This window comes from Bartonella sp. CB10SXKL (assembly GCF_042195515.1).
Taxonomy (GTDB): domain Bacteria; phylum Pseudomonadota; class Alphaproteobacteria; order Rhizobiales; family Rhizobiaceae; genus Bartonella.
Window position 1 is genome coordinate 1 of sequence record NZ_JBHION010000041.1, and the last position, 3,416, is coordinate 3,416.

A 3,416-nucleotide genomic window follows, 5' to 3' on the forward strand; every position below is an offset into this window, starting at 1 on the left:
GTATTTTGGCTGGTGATATTGACATCATCGCCCATGATCAAAGCCCCAGCAGAAACAAAGGAGGCTCTGTCTTTTTCGGGGATGTAAAGCACCGGTGCATAAACATCCATGCCCTTGACCTGTTGGCGCACATAAATCACCATTGGGGCTTCTAGGGATGCCAATTGTTCTTCACTCAAAGCCTCACCAAAAGGGAGATTGTGGGCTTTTGCATAGTCTGCCCCGACATCCAGCAAAGTTTTGACTTGTTCAATGGCATCACTTCCAGGAATAAAGGAACCTTTGCCCAACCCTTGACCAACCAGATCACGCATTTGTTTCTCAATCAGCTGCTTTTCAAAATATGCATCGCCTAAGAAAAAAATCTCTCTGTCAGGATTGTAGCCAATTCTGTTCAAATAATAGGCTGAGCCATAAAACTTGCCAACATCAAGGAATTCTGCCCGCGTTTCATAAATAAAATTTTGATTGGGCAGTGTGCCCCCAACCCCACCCGATTGGGGCTTTGGTAAAGGGAGCCCCTCAGCAAGTTCCCCTGCATTATTGAGATCGACTTTTGGTGTAAAGAGAGCGCCAGCCCCAGTTAAACCACTTAAGGACTCCAGTGGTTTACGTTCAACTGCTTGTGCTTTAAAATGCGCATCCCCTGTAATCGAACCTTCCGCTGCCGTGTTATTGAGTTGATCGACCACCAAATTCAACGTGCCACCCGCTTGGACAAGACCAGGAGCTGCATCAAGAGCTTCTGAACCAATCTGGCGATCATTGCCATTGGCTATATCTAAAGAAACATCGCGGCTTCCATCAGCTTTATAACCATAACAACTGTCTGTATAAGCCTGACAACCAAGATAAGTGTTTTTATAAGCTGTTGCCCCCAAATTGGTGAGCACATTGGCGTGGATATCGGCATTACCCCCTGCTTCTATAGAGCTATAATGGTTATCAATGGTATCAGCGTTAATGATGAGGTTGCCACTAGATTGTATTACCCCCGAAACAGTTGGTTTATGAGAAAACCCTTGCGTGACAGTCTTTTCTGTCATGTGTGACCAATTTTCGTTTATTGACCCTAACCATCCTCCCTTCTGCCGAGAACCATTCCAAGAATACTGTTCTATGCCTTTTCTGTTATCATTATATTCCCAAGTAAAAGCCTTATAGATTGTTCCATCGCTTGAAATTGCGGTGCCATAGATTTCTTCTTTGCTCGCCCAAACCTGCTGTTCAAATATAAAGTTTTTCTTGTCTTTAAGTGCCGGCCACTTAGAAAGCTTTCCTTTGCCCCAGCTATTCGATCTCGTATCATGATATAAATCCCTACCATCGAGAAAATTATATTTGTCTGGTTTTTCGAATGAAATATCGCTATATTCCGTTTTTTCCGTGATGACAGGCGTGCTATCGGCTTCGTTTTTTAGGGTGTTGGTTTGGATATTTAAGTTTCCACCAGCTTGAATAAAGCCTGCTTTGTTCACAAGCGAAAGGCTTTTTCCGCTGCCAGCTGCATTGGTGAAAGATAAATCACCTTCTGTCATTATGGTGCCAAAATCATTGAGCAAAGCACCATCAACTTGTAAAGCACCATTGCCCTTCACATAAATTAAGCCCGTTTTGTTGTTGGTCACATTGCCCGTCACGCTAAAGACTAAATCCTGCCCCGATGCCAATTGACCGCTATTTCCAAGCTCCCCCGTTTTGATCACGAAATCTCGTGCCGCTAAAACAGAAGTTGTCTCATCAACCATAACGCTTGGAGCAACAAAGAGAATATCTCCAGTCCCTCCCTGATCTGTCACGGCTTGTAGCCGCGCATTGTGAATATCAAGGGCATTGGTGCTTTGAAAGTCTAAACCGCCATAAGCCAATTTGCTCTCTGAGACATCAATATGATCTGCAATTAAATACAGCGTTTGCGGCGTGTAAATATGAGAACGATTATTGCTTAAATCGAGAGTGTTTGCTGTCAACCTCACATCCCCCTCAGCAGACAACACATTCTCAACACTGATCTCTCCAGACACCGATGTCAATGTTGCGCTGCCATAGCCCATGACCTGATCATAATAGATGTCGTTGCCTGCAAAAATTTCAATATTGCCACCACTGGCAATCTGACCAACCTTCACCCCTTCTTTTGCTGTAATCAAAAGAAAGCCGTTTTTATCTAAAACAAGATCCCCTGAACCGCCCGTAGAAACGACACCTGTCATCAGTGTGCCAGCATCAAGGCTGCCAACCTTTAAAACAGCTTCTTCACCCGTCATCAGTGAAGAAAAGTCAACCGCCCCACCCTCAATATTTGCCTTGCCATAGGCTAAAAGTTGTCTAAAATGAACGGGAGCATTTGTTTCTGGTTGTGCTTGAATGGCAACATTTTGATGCGACAGAATTGTTTGAGAAACAGAAAGCCCGTTATGAGAAACCAGGGTGATATCTCCTGCTCCATAAACACTTTCAGCGACAATCGCACCTTGACTGCTCTGGAGATCAACATCCCCTTGGGTGCCAAGAACAACAACACCAGCAGCACCCGTTGCCGCCATATCAACCCCACCGGCTAAAAGCTGCGCCTGTATATCACCACCGGCATGCGCCTTGAGGTTCCCTTGCGCTAAAACAATCCCCTCAAGCTTCAAGTCTCCGCCCGATTCAAGAGCCATATCAGCGCCTGACCCTAGCCCTGAAACTTGAAGTGTCTGGCGCGAAGAAAGCTCCATATTGCCCCCAGAGGTTGCCTTACCGGCAATCGATAAAAGCCCATCCTGCGCCTCTATCTTCAAATGACCATCAGCGCCAACCGTTTCTAACGTCACATCCTTATGGGCGGCAATATCAATATGCTTTTTCGAGGTGATGTGTTTTGCCAATACGCTCTGGCTTTTCGATTTGAGGACAACGCCCCCATGACCAAAAACATTCTTCAACGAGATTTTCCCATCAGCAGAAAGATGCAACTGCCCCGCATTGGCGGCCATATCATGGCGCATGCGAACACCAACACCTTTTTCTGTTGCCACAAGTTTAATCTGATCCGCCTGTAGAGCCCCCAAAGCAGAGCCATCTATCGCATATTCCGGTTTACCGGTAATATCAGTTAGCTCTTTCATTTCCCGTGAAGCATAATCAAAGTGACCCGTCCCTGCTGTCACTCCAATTTCTCTGCCCGCAACAGCTCCTTCAAAATGCACCGTGCGTGAGACAATATCGACAATATCAACAGCCCCTTGGCCAGAGAAAAAATTGGCTCCCTTGGCGCCAAAGGTAATATCCCCACCTCGCACCTCAAAGCCTTTCAAAAAACCGCTCGCATCAATTTCGGGAACACCTGTGGTTAAGGTCGCATGGGGCGTATTGATAAAGCCACAACCATCACAGCTTATCCCATTGGGATTGGCTATAATCACATCGGCTGG

At 45.9% G+C, this 3,416-nt stretch carries 1 pseudogene; it reads right to left on the reverse strand.

Annotation, left to right across the window (positions count from 1 at the left end):
- Positions 1–3,416 (reverse strand): annotated as a pseudogene (locus ACFIK3_RS09060) (filamentous hemagglutinin); the annotation flags it as partial.